Here is a 14,413-nt window from a genome sequence, read left to right on the forward strand (position 1 = left end):
GCAAACACCACCTGACCCCACCAAGTTCACACTGGTGGCGCTTTGAGAGAACTTCTGCAGCTCGTTGTGTGCTTGCAGGTCGGTTTCCCCTTGGTCGCCGGAGGCACTGGACCGGGACGTGGGTGATGCGCGCGTCCTCCTGATGCGCGGTAGCGCCGGGACGGACAGGGCAACGCTGAGCCCCATCATGAGGGGAGCCCGAGCGCCCAGTGGCGGCGAGAAATGGACCGTGACGCGGAACGTCGGGCTTGGGAGATGGATGAGCCTCCAAAACGAGTGGGGAGTCAGACGATCCGGTCGAGTGGGGAACCGCCCGTCGTATCCACGGAAGGCCTCCATGACGATGAGATAACGGTCTTGCGGAACACGCGGTAACCGCCACCACGCTGTGCAGCCATGGGAAGAATGATCCGTCGCGATACGCTGTCCTCCATCATGGCTGAACTCAGTGATCACTCATCGTCCCCCCGCCTCGAGACCGCCGTGCCGGCGCCGGGCTCGTCGTCCGTGCGAGTGCGCTTCTGCCCCTCGCCCACGGGAACTCCTCACGTAGGTATGGTGCGCACCTGCCTGTTCAACTGGGCCTACGCCCGTCACACCGGTGGCACCTTCGTCTTCCGCATCGAGGACACCGACGCCGCCCGCGACTCCGAGGAGTCCTTCGAGGCCATCATCGACTCCCTGACGTGGCTGGGCCTGGACTGGGACGAGGGCGTGGGCAGGGGCGGCCCCCACGAGCCCTACCGCCAGTCCCAGCGCATGGACCTGTACAAGCAGGTGGCGGCCGAGCTGCTGGAGGCCGGCTACCTGTACGAGTCCTACTCCACCCCCGAGGAGATCGAGGCCCGTCACCGTGCGCGCGGCGAGGACCCCAAGCTCGGCTACGACGGATTCGACCGCAACCTGACCCAGGCCCAGAAGGACGCCTTCCGGGCCGAGGGGCGCCTGCCCGTCCTGCGGATGCGGATGCCGGACGAGGACATCACCTTCACCGACATGGTCCGCGGTCCCATCACCTTCAAGGCCGGCAGCGTTCCGGACTACGTCGTCATGCGCGCGGGCGGGGATCCTCTTTACACCCTGGTCAACCCCGTCGATGACGCGGCCATGGGTATCACCCATGTCCTGCGCGGCGAGGACCTGTTGTCCTCCACTCCACGGCAGGTGGTGCTCTACCGGGCACTCATGGAGATCGGCCGTGCCCGGGTCATGCCCGAGTTCGGGCACCTGCCCTACGTCATGGGGGAGGGCAACCGGAAGCTGTCCAAGCGCGACCCCCAGTCCAATCTCCTCATCCACCGTTACCGCGGCATGATCCCCGAGGGGCTGCTCAACTACCTGGCCCTGTTGGGCTGGTCGCTGAGCGCCGACCGTGATGTCTTCTCGGCGGCGGAGATGATCGAGACTTTCGACGTCCATGACGTCAACCCCAACCCGGCTCGCTTCGACCCCAAGAAGTGCGAGGCCATCAATGCCGAGCAGGTGCGGGCATTGGAGGAGACCGACTTCCGCGACCGTCTGGTGCCCTACCTCGCCGACGTCTACCCCGACCCGACCGGCGATGCCGCACAGGTGCCGTTGGTCTCGGCGGCCTCCTTCGCTGAGCTCTCAGCGCGCGAGCAGGAGATCCTGACTGCGGCGGCGCCCCTCATCCAGACCCGGATTCAGTTGCTGCGGGAGTGCCGCGACATGCTCGGTTTCCTCTTCGTGTCCGACGACGATCTCATCATCGACGACAGGGCCAGGACCAAGCTCAAGGCCTCTGCGGGCGATGTCCTGGACGCAGGCATTCACGCCCTGGAGGGGATCGCCGCTGAGCAATGGGGCAGGGATCATCTGGAGGAGGCCCTGAAGGACGCCATCGTCGAGGGCCGGGGTATGCCCGATGGCGAGGGGATCAAACCGCGGCTCGCCTATGGTCCTTTGCGCGTTGCGGTCACCGGTCGGCAGGTTTCCCCGCCTCTGTTCGAGTCCATGGAGATCCTGGGAGCCGACTCGACCCTCGCCAGGCTGCGAGCCCTGAGGGACCAGCTCGGGTGACTACTGCCGGTTGAGGTCACTGGTGGGGCCGGGAACATCGTGTTCCCGGCCCCATTGATTGCCCTGATTGCTATGTGGAGATTCCCGCGAGCCGCCCGAGGAGGACATCCGCCGAACGCCCTGCACGTTTCACATGGCGCCTGCGTCGAAACCAGCGACTCGCGTGCCGCTCAGCAGGTTGTGCCATGTTTGAAGGTCGGGGAGATTGCCCGGAGTGCACATCAGCAAGATATCGAGAGTGGCCCCCTGCTCCCCGAGCTGTCTGGAGAATCGGTATCCGGTGATTTCGCTGTCGCCCGAGTTGGTGAAGGTGACTGTGCCGGTGTATGAGACCTCGTAACCCGCGAAAGTGCCGCTGTCATCGGGAATGGTGTCCACCACGGTCGGCCCTGATGTGATTGTGTAGGCGGGGTAATTCGAGGGCTGTTCCTGCACCAGTGAGGATGAAGCGCTACTGTCGCTCGTGTTTTTTCCGTTTTCGTGTATGTCGCGGGAGGACTTGTAGCGGAGGACCCCCTGGCAGGTCTTGTCATTGAAGAGGTATGCCCGGTTGATGAGGAACGAGGTCTCCATCGGTAGGGAGAGGAGACTATCGTCCTGCTGCCAGATATCGGTCCTCTCGTTGCTGATCGTGACGCTGGGCATCGTCCATGCCGTTGCGGACGGGGTGGCCGACGCCGATGGTGTCGGCTTGGAGGACTTGGAGGGCGACGGCTTGGCAGAGGGGCTCTCCGAGTTGTTCGTGGAGGGACTGACGGGCTCGACGGTGAGCTTGCCACTATGGGCCGGGCCGCAGGCGCTCAGCGCCAGACCCGCGGTCAGGCACAGCCCTAGAGCAAGACAACGGGTCCTGCGAGTGCTGCGACCACCATGGTTGCGACGCGGTCGATGGGTGCGCATACGGCCTCCCTGAGGGTAATGGGGCGAACAGGAACTCACGAGAGTCTAAGGGATGTCTTCGTTGACGCGCTCGGTTGCGGGGCTACAGGAGGACGTAGCGGTTCGTGCTCCATAGACCGTTCAAGGCTGATCGACGGCCTGTTTTCGGGGCATGACGGAGTAGGGCGATACCATGCGAACCGGCATGTGTCTGTAGTCACGCCACAATGATTTGGTGGGGCTGGAGCGGGCGTGTAGATTACTGCCCGCTGCCTCGACCGCGAGACGTTCGAGGTGAAGCCCAATTGGGGTATGGTGTAATTGGCAACACGACTGATTCTGGTTCAGTTATTCTAGGTTCGAGTCCTGGTACCCCAGCGGATCTCATGTCATATGTTGATCTACTGCCCCCATCGTTTAGTGGCCTAGGACACCGCCCTCTCACGGCGGCGGCGCCGGTTCGAATCCGGCTGGGGGTACGAATCGGCGAGGGCCCACCGGTCCAAGCGGTTCACAACTACATACGTGGCCCCCATCGTTTAGTGGCCTAGGACACCGCCCTCTCACGGCGGCGGCGCCGGTTCGAATCCGGCTGGGGGTACGAATCGGCGAGGATCCACCGGTCCAAGCGGTTCACAACTACATACGTGGCCCCCATCGTTTAGTGGCCTAGGACACCGCCCTCTCACGGCGGCGGCGCCGGTTCGAATCCGGCTGGGGGTACCAGGCACGAGGTCCGCACCGCCACCGGGTGATGCGGACCTTCTTGGCTCTTCTTGCGAAAAAAGATCATACCGGTTGTTCTGAGGTGGAGGCGAGCAAGTCGCTGCCCGTGGTGACGGTGAGTCCTTGCTCCTGCAGGGAGTGCACGGCGCCCTCCAATGCGGAGAACAGAGCCTGCGAAGGCTGCGCGCGGCCATCGTGGCACAGCACCACGGATCCGGCGCCGGCTACATCCTTGACGGCGGCGGCCGCGGAGACGGAAGGGGAGTGAACGCTCCACAGCAGCACGTCCAGTTCCTGCTGGGAGGCGACCATCAGGGCCGGTGCGTCCACCCGGCCATAGGGGGGTCGCCACAGGCGCGGGGGTGGGGCTCCCGCCGCCATGATCGCCTCGCTCGTCCTGCGCACCGAGCTAGTCAGCTCCGGGAAGTCCACGCCATAGACATCGGTGTGCACCCAGTTGTGCACGGCTACCTCATGCCCCTCATCGATCTCCCGCGCGATCAGCTCGGGGTGGGCCTGTGCCGCGGAACCGAGAACGAAGAAGGTGGCTCGCACCTGCAGTCTCGCCAGCATATCGAGCACGAGCGGAGTCCAGCGCGGATCGGGGCCGTCGTCGAAGGTCAGGGCCAGCTTGCCCGTCTCCCCTCCGGTCTGGAAAACCACCCGTGCGTCGAGCGCCTTGCCGGGGCCCGAGGGGCGAGGGGCGGTCCGTGAGGTGGGGGACAGATGGGTATCGCGCCATCGAGTGGCTCCTGCTCCAGCACCTGCACCGAGAAGACCTGCGGTCGTTACCAGGGCCGTCATCCCGAGGAGGCGCCTTCGGCCTCCCACGGTACTGGATGAGGTCCGGGGCTCGTCTGACGGGGGATGCGCGATGTCCTCAGCCGCATGTCCCGGATCTCGCCGGCTCTCGATCGTCACCGGTACATCGTAGAACGAGTCCGAAAAGGTCCTAGACGTTATGGCGGACTGATGCCGGACAGAGACGGATTCTGGAAAGGAGCGGGCCGCATCAATCGATAATCGGGGCATCCTCGGTAGGATGCCCGCGTGACGAACTTTCCTGCGCTGACGACTCCCGGTCCCCTCGCCGACGGTGCCATGCGCATCGTTCCCCTGGGAGGTCTGGGCGAGGTCGGTCGGAACATGACTGTCTTCGAGTTCGACGGCAAGCTGCTCATCGTCGACTGCGGCGTGCTCTTTCCGGAGGAGGATCAGCCCGGTGTCGATCTCATCCTCCCCGACTTCTCCTCGATCGAGGACCGCATCGACGACGTCGTCGCCCTCGTACTGACTCACGGCCACGAGGACCACATCGGAGGCGTGCCCTACCTGCTGCGCCTGCGCGAGGACATCCCCCTGGTGGGCAGCGAGCTCACCTTGGCCTTCGTGGAGGCCAAGCTCAAGGAGCACCGCATTCTCCCGGCTCTGCGTCAGGTCGTCGAGCGCGAGGAGGTCTCCTACGGCCCCTTCGACCTGGAGTTCGTGGCCGTCAACCACTCCATCCCCGACGCCATGGCCGTCATGATCCGCACCGATGCCGGCAACGTTCTCGTCACCGGCGACTTCAAGATGGACTCCCTGCCCATCGACGGGCGCATCACGGACCTGCGCTCCTTCGCGCGCTTCGGCGAGGAGGGCGTGGACCTGTTCTGCGTGGACTCCACCAACGCCGAGGTCCCCGGCATGGTCGGCCACGAGGGCGAGATCGGCCAGGTGCTGGACAATGTCTTCGCCGACTCCGACGGCCAGATTGTCGTGGCCTCCTTCGCCAGCCACGTCCACCGGGTCCAGCAGGTTCTCGACGCCGCCGCCCTCCACGGCAGACGGGTGGCCCTCGTGGGGCGCTCCATGGTGCGCAACATGGGAATCGCCGCTGAGCGCGGATACCTCAAGGTCCCCGGCGGTGTTCTCATCGATGCTCGCGATGTCATCTCGCTGCCCCCGCACGAGAGGGTCCTCATGGTGACCGGTTCGCAGGGCGAGCCGATGGCGGCACTGTCCCGGATGGCGCACTCCGAGCACCGCAGTGTCACCATCGAGCCCGGAGACACCGTCATCTTCGCCTCCTCGCTCATTCCGGGCAATGAGAACTCCGTTTTCCGGGTCATCAACCAGCTTATGCGGCTGGGGGCGCGCGTGGTCCATCAGGGCAATGCCAAGGTCCACGTCTCCGGGCACGCGTCCTCCGAGGAGCTGCTCCACGTCTACAACATCGTCCAGCCCCGCAACGTCATGCCCATCCACGGCGAAATCCGCCACCTGGTGGCCAACGGTGGGCTTGCCGTCAAGACGGGGGTCGCTCCCGAGCGGGTCATGCTGTGCGAGGACGGGGTTGCCGTCGACTTGGACGGGGGAGTCGCCCGCATCTCCGGCCAAGTCCCTTGCGGCTATATCTACGTCGACGGCTCCTCAGTGGGGGAGATCGACGAGGCCGAGCTCAAGGACCGGCGCATCTTGGCGGAGGAGGGCTTCGTCTCCGTCTACGCCGTGGTGGAGACCATGACCGGCACCATCCTGGCTGGCCCGCACATCCAGGCCCGGGGCGTGGCTGAGGACGACTCGGTCTTCGAGGAGATTCTCCCCGATGTCACCGAGGCGTTGTCCGCCGCGCTGGAGACGGGGAAGGCGGACGCCTACTCCCTCCAGCAGGTCATGCGCCGCACCCTGGGGCGGTGGATCGGGCGCCGCCTCAAGCGCCGGCCCATGATCGTCCCGGTCGTCATCGAGGCTTAGGGGGATGCTCACTGCATGACTCTGTTCCGGCCTGCGTGCTTCATATCCACCGGATCCATCCTTATTGACATCCCCCTTCACGTCAGCCGGGTGCCGACTCCGGGAGGGGCGATCACCGGGGCGTCGTCGGGCCCGGTTGTGGGTGGCGGGTACACGGTGGTCTCAGCCGCTGCCCGGCAGGGGGTTCCCGCCGCTTTAGCAGCCACTTTGGGGACGGGCCCCAATTCGGCCCGGGTGCGCGAGTCGATGCGCCTGGACCAGGTCGAGCTCCTCGTCGAGGAGCTCGTCGGCGACATCGGCACCTGCACCACGCTCATCGAGCCCTCGGGCAGGCGAACCTTCATCACCACCGCGGGCGTCGAAGGCGAGCCCCAGCGCGAGGATCTCGAAAGCCTCGATCTAAGGGAGGGCGACTGGGTCTATGCCACCGGTTACGATCTGGCCCACTACACAAGCAGGGGCATTCTGGCCGACTGGCTCCTGTCGGTCCCTGACGGCGTCGGACTGGTCATCGACCTGGGCCCGGTCCAGCCCGACATCCCCGATCAGGTGCTCCTGCCACTGCTGTCCCGGGCGACGATGCTGACCGGAAACGACCTGGAGATGAGCCGGCTCGAGGAACGGCTGGGGGGCCCGAGCTCCATTCGCCGGGCCTGCCCGCGAGCGCTGATCGTCCGACGTACCGGCGTTCACGGGTGCATTCTTCATCCGGTCGGCTCCGAGCCGATCGAGGTCCCCGGTTTCATGCGCGACGTCGTGGACACGACGGGAGCGGGAGACACCCACACCGGTGTCCTGGTCGCCGGCCTCCTTGACGGACTTGATGTCGTCGAGGCCGCCAGACGGGCCAACGCGGCCGCCGCCCACGCTGTGGCCTGCATAGGGCCGGCACAGGCCCCGCGCCGCGAGGAGATCGACGGGTTCCTCCGGGATGCCCCTGAGGGGTCGTGGCCCTCCGACGATGACTCTCAGCGGAGTAGCGGCCGGCCCGGATAAGGCTCGCGGTGAGAAGGTGATGTGTCTCCGGCCGTCCCAGGCGGCGTGGCAGGGCCGCCGAAGCTGAGAATCCGATAGTTTCTAAGACATCATGGCCAATCGTCGCACCACGAGAACCGCTACGTCTCCGTCCGGAACCGGCAGAGGGCGTAATCGGGGGGTACCCCCTCGAGGGACCGCTCCTGTCAACGCTCCTGCTCAGCCCTCCGGAGGACGTTACCGCCGCACCGGATGGGCATTCCTCATCCTGGCTCTTGCGGCGGTCTTGGCGCTGCGCGAGTGGTTCGGCATCTCCGGGGCCGCGGGGAGCTTCCTGCACCACATCGCTGCCGGTCCCGTCGGCGTTCTTGGCCTGTTGGTGCCCCTGCTCCTGGCGGCGCTGGGGGTCGCCATGCTCCGGGTCCACAGTCTGGGCGCGGTTCACGCCCGGGTCTCGGTGGGCTGCCTCGGTCTGCTGACTGCCCTGACGGGAATGATCCAGGTGGGCAGTGGCAACCCGGTGCTCAGGGACAACATCGGCGGTTTGGAGAGCGCTGGCGGACTGCTGGGATGGCTGGTGGGTTACCCGCTGGCGGCGCTGTTCTCCTCGGTGGGGGCCTTCATCCTGTTCATTTTCCTGGCCGCCTTCTCCTCTCTGGTCCTGTCCGGAAAGACCATCGCCGAGATCCGGGACCTGCTGGCGCAGCGTCGGTCCTCGGGCGCCGACGGAACCGGCGCCCCGTCCGATACGGCAGGCTCCGCAGACTCCCTGGCCCGGCGCCTGCTGGGACGGGTTCGTGGAGGTCTCGGAGGATCGAGAGCTGCCGGTGATGACTCGGAGCAGACCGCGCTCCTGGACTCCTACGACGGTGACGAGCCCTTCCGCTCCGCGCTCGAGGTGGAGGAGTCGACCCCGCGCAAGCGCGGCAGCGGTCGGCGCAAGCGTTCCGCCGAGCGGGAGGCCCGGCAGACCTCGATCACTGAGCTCATCGAGCCGGGCGGAGACAGCGACGACGGCACCTTCGTCGTCCCGGAGACGGGTGGCGAGAATGACGCCGTCGCGGCGTCGGCCCCTTCGGTCGCCTCCCCGTCCAAGGGCAGGGCGCCCGGTTCCGCTGCCGGCCCCGGGGCGGCCGGATCGCCGGCGAGAGCGCAGCGCAGACCCTCTGCGGCGAAGCATCCCGCTGCGCCGGCCGCATCCAACTTCGACGCCGTCACCGAGGAGACCCCAGAGGTGCTCCTCGAGGAGCCCGATCTTGCCGATCAGCTCGCCATGAGTGACATGAGCATCATGGCACTGCCCGACGGCTCCACCTACTCGCTTCCCGAGGACGCACTGCTCGGTCCCGGGCCGGGGCACGCCACCCGTACCCCTGCCAATGACGCCATCGTCGAGGCGCTGCAGAACGTCTTCGCGGAGTTCAACGTGGACGCCACCGTCACCGGCTACACGCGCGGCCCCCAGGTCACCCGCTACGAGGTCCACCGCGGCCGAGGAGTCAACGTCTCGCGCATCACCGGGCTGGAGAAGAACATCGCCTACGCGGTGGCCTCAGACGAGATCCGCCTGCTCACACCGATCCCAGGCAAGAGCGCCATCGGCATCGAGATCCCCAACACCGACCGCGAGATGGTCAAACTCGGCGACGTCCTGCGCTCCCAGGCCGCCCGCAAGCAGCCGCACCCGCTGGTCGTGGGACTGGGCAAGAACGTCGAGGGCGACTACGTCGTCACTAACCTCGCCAAGACCCCGCACCTGCTGGTGGCCGGTCAGACCGGTTCGGGCAAGTCCTCCTTCGTCAACTCTATGATCACCTCGATCATGATGCGCGCCACTCCCGAGGAGGTGCGCATGGTGCTGGTCGACCCCAAGCGGGTCGAGCTGACCATCTACGAGGGCATCCCCCACCTCATCACCCCGATCATCACCTCACCGAAGAAGGCGGCCGAGGCCCTGGAGTGGGTGGTCCGAGAGATGGACACCCGCTATGACGACCTGGCCTCCTTCGGCTTCAAGCACATCGACGACTTCAACAAGGCGGTGCGCGCCGGAGAGGTCCAGCCCCTTCCCGGTTCCCAGCGCGAGCTGAGTCCCTACCCCTACCTTCTGGTCGTCGTCGATGAGCTCGCCGATCTCATGATGACGGCGCCCAAGGACGTCGAGGCCTCCATTCAGCGCATCACCCAGCTTGCCCGTGCCGCCGGGATCCACCTGGTCCTGGCCACCCAGAGGCCCGTCGCCCAGGTGGTCACCGGCCTCATCAAGTCCAACGTCCCCTCTCGTCTGGCCTTCGCCACCGCCTCGCAGCTCGACTCCCGCGTCATCCTCGACCAGAACGGGGCCGAGACTCTCACTGGCCAGGGCGACGCCCTCTACCTCGGCCCCGGGGCCTCCACTCCGGTGCGCATCCAGGGCTCCTGGGTCACCGAGTCCGAGATCCGCTCCGTCGTCGAGCACGTCAAGGCCCAACTGACCCCCGAGTACCGCGAGGACGTCGTCGTCCCGGAGGTCAAGAAGCAGATCGATGAGGAGATCGGCGACGACATGGATCTGCTCCTGCAGGCCGCCGAGCTCATCATCTCCAGTCAGTTCGGCTCGACCTCCATGCTCCAGCGCAAGCTGCGCGTCGGCTTCGCCAAGGCCGGGCGCCTCATGGACCTGCTCGAGTCCCGAGAGGTTGTCGGCCCCTCAGAGGGGTCCAAGGCCCGTGACGTCCTCGTCCAGCCCGAACAACTCGAGGAGACCCTGGCCTGGATCAAGGGGGAGGGCGGCGCTCCCGGAGGCGCTGAGGCTCCCGCCGGCCCTGAAGGATCCCAGGACGGGCCCATCACCGGGGATTCGCCGGCCCCCGCCGCGGGTGAGTCCCGCACGGCGGCTCTTCCGTCGAACCGCTATCGCACGGATCCGCTGGAGGCCGACCCGAACCTGCCGGAATCGGAGTCCTGGGAGGACTCCTCAGCCGAGGAGGACTCCCAGGACGCCTGGTCGCTCACCGGTCGCGGCTCATCGTGGTGACGTGCGTCTTTACATGTCTTCAGCCATTGTCAGCCTTCTCCATCCTCCATCGTCCCCTCGGGCTCGTCTGATTCCGCTTTCGGCTGTGCCGTTTCCGCGGCCGACGGCGTGGGATTCAGCGACTTCGACGATGCCCGATCCGACGAGGTGGGCGACGTCCGATCCGGTTCCCGGTTCGATCGGGGCGTGGAGCCGGCGGAAGACGGGGCCGATGGCCTGTCCGCGGGGGCCGGATGCGCCCCCGCTCGTTTGATGACCTCCTCGCGACTCAGGATCGTCGGAGTCGGACCGGTGGGTGCCGGAGGCTTCGTGGCCATCGTCGAGGCATCCTTGACGTCCGAGGTGAGCATGCTCCAGCGCCTGTCGATCTCCTGCTCGCTCAGAGTCAGGTCTGCGGGGCGCTCACCGTTGTGCAGTGCCGCCAGATCCCTGACCTTGTAGCCACCCGCCTGATCCACCGTGAACGGGTGCCAGTCCAGCGACTCCACGCTCACTGAGCCGTCGGCGTGGGAGGTGACGTCGGCCCAGACCAGCTGACCGACGTCGGACAACGGACCGCAGTACGACTCGTTCTGGCTGGAGATGTAGTTGCCGGCGGAGTACGACGCCCACATTCCCTTGCCCTTGACGCCCCCGGAGAGCTTCTCGGCGGGCTGGGGCACATGGGGGTGGGCGCCGAAGAAGATGTCGACCTGCCCACTGTTGGCGAGAGCCTGGGCGTAGGAGACCTGCTCCTCATCGGGGGTGGTCTCGTACTCCTGGCCGAGCTGGGAATGGACAACGACAAGGTCGGCGCCCGCCGCGCGGGCCGACTTGGCTGCCTTCGTAATGGCGCCGACGTCGTTGAGCGACACCGAGTATCCGGTGGGATCATCGAGGCCGTTGAGCCCCATGGTCGTGGAGATCTGGGCCACGGTCACTGTGCGCCCTTGGCGCTCGAGCTCATAGAGCGCGAAGGGTGCGGAGGCGTCCTCCCTGCTCCGGTAGGTGCCCGCGTGCCCCAACCCATGAGCATCCAGGGCGTCCAAGGTGGCGACGACTCCCGCCTCCCCCCGGTCCGCGGAGTGATTGGATGCGGTCGCGCAGCCGTCCCACCCGGATCTCGCCAAGGCTCCGACGACCTCGGAGGAGGTGCCGAAGGTAGGGAAGCCCGAGTAGACCCCGTCTGGTGCGACGGGAACCTCCATCCCGCACAGGGCCAGATCCAGGCCCTCGACCCAAGGCGTCTCGGCGGCGACGTTGTCGGTGATGTCCCCAGAAGCCCCTGGAGTGGAACTCAGAACCGGCATGTGCATGAGGACGTCCCCGGCGTAACCCACGGTGAAGCGCACGTCTTGAGAGCCGTCGGCTCCGGCGGAGGCTGATGCGCCGGGGGCGGTCGCGTTCCGTCCCTGCTGCTCGTGGGTGCTGCCCGTCCCGGTGGGGCCGGTCCCACTCGCCTGTGAGTGGCCGGTGCCCGTGCCGCAACCGGCGACTGCGATGACCGCGGCGAGAGCGGTGGTCATGAGCTTCCCCGGCCCCCGCGACCGGTGGGGAACGCTCATGGTGCTCGTGCCCCGCCGATCGTCCGGCTGCCCGTCTGGGCGCCCAGCGGCGTCATTGTCGGTATCAAACAGATGAAGCGGTGAAAGAATGTAGGAAAACATGTATAGGAACGTAGGAACCGAACCTTAAGGGATTGTGCGCACCTCGCGTCCTTTCGGCGGGAGTCGGGTAGAAAGGCTGAGATTCCAAGGAAAACTCCCGATGGGGATAGATCCCCGATAGCGTGTTGCGCGCGGAAGGATGTGGTGGCCGGGGGCGGTTAGGCGCCTATGACGTTCCGTGCACATGCTTCGAGGTTTCTCCGGCGGTGTGAGGGCGTGCACTACTAGGCTGGCCCCGATGAACGCCTCGACCGCCCCGGACGCCGCACAGCCAGAGCAGGCGCCGCTGCTCAACATCGCCAACGCCTTGACGGTGTTGCGACTGCTGCTCGTCCCCGTCTTCATCTGGCTCTCGCTGCTGCCGGGGGATCGGGCAGGACTTGCGGCCGTCGTGGTCTTCGTCGTGGCCGCCTTCACCGACCGTCTCGATGGTCAGTTGGCCCGCTCTCGGGGGCTGGTGACCTCCTTCGGCAAGATCGCGGACCCGATTGCGGACAAGGCGCTGACCTTGTCAGCCTTCGCGCTGCTGAGCATCAATGGCAGGCTGTGGTGGTGGGTCACGATCCTCATCGTCGTGCGCGAGCTCGGCATTACGGTCATGCGCTTCTTCATGCTGCGCCGTGCCGTTATGGCCGCGTCGCGGGGCGGCAAGATCAAAACGACTCTCCAGATGGTGGGGCTGGTGGGGCTGCTCACACCATGGTCCGCCCTCTTCCTATCCGCGGGCGCGGCCGATTTCCTGCTCAGGGCGGCTTACGTCGTCGTGGCCGCCGCCCTCATTGTCACTGTGGTGACCGGCCTGGACTATGTGCGCCAAGCCGTGCAGCTGAGTCAACGGGGCGGGCATGCAGGCCGGTGAGTGCCCTGCGGCGACGGGATCGGTCGGAGATCAAGGGTTCGGCGAGGGTCACTGCGAGCGCTCGGCGTCCGATCTCCTGCGAGTCGCTGAGGGCCGCGCAGTGACCTTGGCGATCGCCGAGTCGCTGACGGGCGGGCAGGTCTCCTCCACCCTGGTCGGGGTTCCCGGTGCGTCGCGCGTGCTCCTCGGGGCGGTGGTCGCCTACGCCACTCGTATTAAGGCGCAGGTGCTCGGTGTGGATGCCGCTCTCCTGGAGCGGACTGGACCGGTGGATCGTGACGTTGCCCTTCAAATGGCGCGGGGTGTGCGTCGCCTCCTCGGTGCCGATCTAGGGCTGGCGACCACGGGCGTGGCGGGACCGGGGCCGGCCGACGGTCATCCGGCGGGAACGGTCCACATCGCCGTCGTCGCCCCCTGGGGCGAGGTTCACCGCGAGCTGCGTCTGAGCGGTGACCGCTCGCAGATCCGGTGCGGAACCGTGCTGAATGTGATCGAGTTGGCGGTGGGGCTTCTGAGCAAGGAGGCCGACGACGTGAATCTGGTCGCTCCTCAATACTTGCAGACCGCAGACTAAGACGGATTTCAGGTTTCTCTCAGGAATGCCGGTAGAGTTGGGCGCAACGCCACCGGAGCCGGAAGAACTGGTCCCGCGTGACGGGAATGAATCCACGATGTGAATGGTTGTGCTAGATGATGAACAACACGACTCACCCCCGCACCACTCGCCCGATCAACAACCGGATGCCGATGCGCCAGGGACCCGGGGCAGGGTACGGTGTGTCCGTGGACACTCCGAAGCATGAGAATGTCGTCCTGCGCCGCGAGATCGGAGAGGTTCTGCGCGGCGTCCGACAGCACCAGGGTCGCACGCTGCGCGAAGTCTCTTCGCAGGCCCGCGTCTCTTTGGGATACCTCTCTGAGGTCGAGCGAGGTCAGAAGGAGGCCTCCTCCGAGCTGCTGGCCTCTATCTGCCAGGCCCTCGACGCCCCCCTGTCCATGGTGCTGCGCGAGGTCTCCGACCGCATCGCCCTAACCGAGGGCGTCATGATTCCGGACACAGTTCCTGATGAGCTTGTGCGTCAGCAGGGGATCGCCCTGCGGTGATCGTCCGCTGACGCCCCTACCGCGGCGCCCATGCGGCGCTCGTGACTGCAACCGATGAGTTGACCGCTCCCGGCGGCGGGACCACGACGAGTGGGCTCGCCGCCGGGGTGTTTGTCGAGGACGGGGGAACTGTGAAGCACTCGGAGTTCTGGAGCGCCGTCGAGGAGGTCTTCGGCTCGGCCTATGGCCGGTCGCTGGCCCAGGATCTGGTCCTGCCCGCGCTGGGCGTCACCTGCGTGCAGGCGCTCGACGACGGCGTGGCGCCGGAACGAGTCTGGGCTGTTCTGTGCGACGAGACGGAGCGCTCTGATGCCGAGCGGTGGATCTTCCGTTCCGACCCTCGACACTGAGACGGGTTCAGTTGGGGTGGGTTCAAGGGGTGGAGGGCGAGTCGGTCGACACGCGCGACGATGGTGTCGCTATCGAACAGGT

11 protein-coding genes and 4 tRNA genes are annotated in these 14,413 nt (G+C 66.4%); 12 read left to right on the forward strand and 3 right to left on the reverse strand.

Annotation, left to right across the window (positions count from 1 at the left end; translation table 11 throughout):
- Positions 1-435: 435 nt before the first annotated feature.
- Entirely contained in the window at positions 436-2,040 is a 1,605-nt protein-coding gene (gltX, locus tag FK256_RS04770; protein WP_141423917.1) for a glutamate--tRNA ligase, read from the forward strand.
- 129 nt (positions 2,041-2,169) lie between these two features.
- Here the strand turns inward: gltX and FK256_RS04775 are convergent, their stop codons facing one another.
- A complete protein-coding gene (locus FK256_RS04775; protein WP_141423918.1) occupies positions 2,170-2,940 on the reverse strand; it encodes a hypothetical protein in 771 nt (256 codons plus the stop codon).
- Positions 2,941-3,225: 285 nt separating this feature from the next.
- On the opposite strand from FK256_RS04775, the gene FK256_RS04780 reads away from it, so the two are divergent.
- The 4 genes from FK256_RS04780 to FK256_RS04795 all read left to right on the forward strand — a co-directional run bounded on the left by FK256_RS04780 (position 3,226) and on the right by FK256_RS04795 (position 3,645).
- Positions 3,226-3,297 (forward strand) — tRNA-Gln (locus FK256_RS04780).
- Positions 3,298-3,325: 28 nt separating this feature from the next.
- Positions 3,326-3,398 (forward strand) — tRNA-Glu (locus tag FK256_RS04785).
- A 49-nt stretch (positions 3,399-3,447) separates the two neighbouring features.
- A tRNA-Glu gene (locus tag FK256_RS04790) sits at positions 3,448-3,520 on the forward strand.
- Between the two features lie 49 nt (positions 3,521-3,569).
- Positions 3,570-3,645, forward strand: a tRNA-Glu gene (locus tag FK256_RS04795).
- Between the two features lie 63 nt (positions 3,646-3,708).
- On the opposite strand, the gene FK256_RS04800 is transcribed toward FK256_RS04795, so the two are convergent.
- Positions 3,709-4,449, reverse strand: a complete 741-nt coding sequence (locus tag FK256_RS04800; RefSeq protein ID WP_244936146.1) for a polysaccharide deacetylase family protein — start codon at positions 4,447-4,449, stop codon at positions 3,709-3,711.
- Between the two features lie 297 nt (positions 4,450-4,746).
- Here FK256_RS04800 and FK256_RS04805 point away from each other — a divergent pair, with 297 nt between their 5' ends.
- The 3 genes from FK256_RS04805 (at position 4,747) to FK256_RS04815 (ending at position 10,372) form a co-directional block, all read left to right on the forward strand.
- On the forward strand, positions 4,747-6,381 hold the full coding sequence (locus tag FK256_RS04805; RefSeq protein WP_141424126.1) for a ribonuclease J: 1,635 nt from the start codon (positions 4,747-4,749) through the stop codon (positions 6,379-6,381).
- A 15-nt stretch (positions 6,382-6,396) separates the two neighbouring features.
- On the forward strand, positions 6,397-7,377 hold the full coding sequence (locus tag FK256_RS04810) for a PfkB family carbohydrate kinase (protein ID WP_021607904.1): 981 nt from the start codon (positions 6,397-6,399) through the stop codon (positions 7,375-7,377).
- Positions 7,378-7,468: 91 nt separating this feature from the next.
- On the forward strand, positions 7,469-10,372 hold the full coding sequence (locus tag FK256_RS04815; RefSeq protein WP_141423919.1) for a DNA translocase FtsK: 2,904 nt from the start codon (positions 7,469-7,471) through the stop codon (positions 10,370-10,372).
- Between the two features lie 29 nt (positions 10,373-10,401).
- On the opposite strand, the gene FK256_RS04820 is transcribed toward FK256_RS04815, so the two are convergent.
- Positions 10,402-11,877: a CapA family protein gene (locus tag FK256_RS04820; protein WP_141423920.1), complete on the reverse strand. Its 1,476-nt coding sequence runs from the start codon at positions 11,875-11,877 to the stop codon at positions 10,402-10,404.
- Between the two features lie 379 nt (positions 11,878-12,256).
- Here FK256_RS04820 and pgsA point away from each other — a divergent pair, with 379 nt between their 5' ends.
- From pgsA to FK256_RS04840, 4 genes are all read left to right on the forward strand, one after another.
- The gene (gene pgsA / locus FK256_RS04825; protein ID WP_141423921.1) at positions 12,257-12,877 is read left to right on the forward strand and encodes a CDP-diacylglycerol--glycerol-3-phosphate 3-phosphatidyltransferase; all 621 of its coding nucleotides are present in this window, start codon (positions 12,257-12,259) and stop codon (positions 12,875-12,877) included.
- Positions 12,864-13,451 (forward strand): CinA family protein, encoded by a 588-nt coding sequence (locus tag FK256_RS04830; RefSeq protein ID WP_141423922.1) that lies wholly within the window; start codon positions 12,864-12,866, stop codon positions 13,449-13,451. Before pgsA ends, FK256_RS04830 begins: the two co-directional genes overlap by 14 nt.
- 119 nt (positions 13,452-13,570) lie before the next feature.
- Entirely contained in the window at positions 13,571-13,981 is a 411-nt protein-coding gene (locus FK256_RS04835; protein ID WP_009233673.1) for a helix-turn-helix domain-containing protein, read from the forward strand.
- A 131-nt stretch (positions 13,982-14,112) separates the two neighbouring features.
- Entirely contained in the window at positions 14,113-14,331 is a 219-nt protein-coding gene (locus FK256_RS04840; protein WP_141424127.1) for a DUF3046 domain-containing protein, read from the forward strand.
- The last annotated feature ends 82 nt before the right edge of the window (positions 14,332-14,413 follow it).

The sequence above is a fragment of the Actinomyces johnsonii genome, assembly GCF_006546835.1.
Taxonomy (GTDB): domain Bacteria; phylum Actinomycetota; class Actinomycetes; order Actinomycetales; family Actinomycetaceae; genus Actinomyces; species Actinomyces johnsonii.